The sequence below is a fragment of the Streptomyces sp. NPDC005181 genome, assembly GCF_040608395.1.
In the GTDB taxonomy this organism is placed as follows: Bacteria; Actinomycetota; Actinomycetes; order Streptomycetales; family Streptomycetaceae; genus Streptomyces.
Genome location: NZ_JBEXID010000267.1, coordinates 1 through 1,072 on the forward strand (window position 1 = coordinate 1; position 1,072 = coordinate 1,072).

The window sequence follows — 1,072 nt, forward strand, 5'->3', positions numbered from 1 at the left end:
CGGCGTCGGCGTCGGCGTCGGCGTCGGGGAGTGTGCCGCACGTTTCGGTGAGGTGGATCTTGTAGCCCATCCAGAACAGGTCATCGCCCTTGGCCGCCCAGCGTGCGTCCGCGTCGTAGGGGGAGGCCAGGCGGAGTTGACCGGGCGGGACGCCGTCGTCGGCGTCCCGCTTCCTGATCACCTGCCGTCCCCGGGCATCGGACCGGATGATGTAGGTCTGCACCAGGACCTGCCGCAGCAGATGCACCGCCTCGACCTCACGGATCCACACCGGGGTGTCCTCGGCCCAGGCCGCCCGGCACAGGGCGAGGGCGTCCTGGCCGAAGACCTGGGCGAGGCGGTCGCGTTTGGCCTGTGAGGACGGCATCCGCCAGCCGTCGGTCCTCGGTCCGTACCGCTCGGCGAACTCCGTTACGTCGATCTGTCCGGCCAGCCAGACCGGCGCCGCGACCGCCAGAGCCTCCAGCGCCGCCCGCACGCTCTCCCCGGCCAGCTCCAGCCGGCTCAAGTCCCGCACCGCACTGATCACATGGGTGGAATCGGTGCGCTGCTTGCCCCCGGCCACCACCAGACCGGCGTCCTTGCAGTGCTCAAGGAGCCGGTCGAAGACCACCCGCTCCATGCCGTTGTCCGCGAGCCGGGCCCGGAACCTGGACAACACGCTGGCATCGAAGCCGGTGTCCGTCAGCTCCGCCCCGAGCGCGTACTTCCAGTCGATGGCCCGCACCGCCATCGCCGCAGCCTGTCGATCAGTGAGGTCCTCGGCGAACTGCAACACCGTGACCAGCGACAACACCCCCGGCGACAGCCCCGGAGCCCCACGCACCCCGAATGCCCCCGCGAACGGCTCGGCGACGAAGACTTCCGCGAGGCGGTCCCGCACCCGTATCGCCAGGCTTCCCTTCGGGAACGCCGCCCGCGCCACCGCCACGGTCTGTTCCGGGATCTCCGGCAGCCCCACCGGCCGCATCGACATCCGTACCGCCTCCACGGCCGCACGACAGAGAAGCGACCTCAGGAACGATCATGACGGACCCGACCCCACCCCCGCAGCGAATTGCGCAGCAGAGTC

Annotated in this window: 1 protein-coding gene; it reads right to left on the bottom strand. The window is 70.6% G+C overall.

Features of this window, described 5'->3' with window-relative positions:
• Window positions 1-976, bottom strand: a 976-nt coding sequence (locus ABZV38_RS40545) for a transposase (RefSeq protein WP_356333992.1), incomplete at its 3' end; no start/stop codon positions are given.
• Window positions 977-1,072 lie beyond the last annotated feature (96 nt).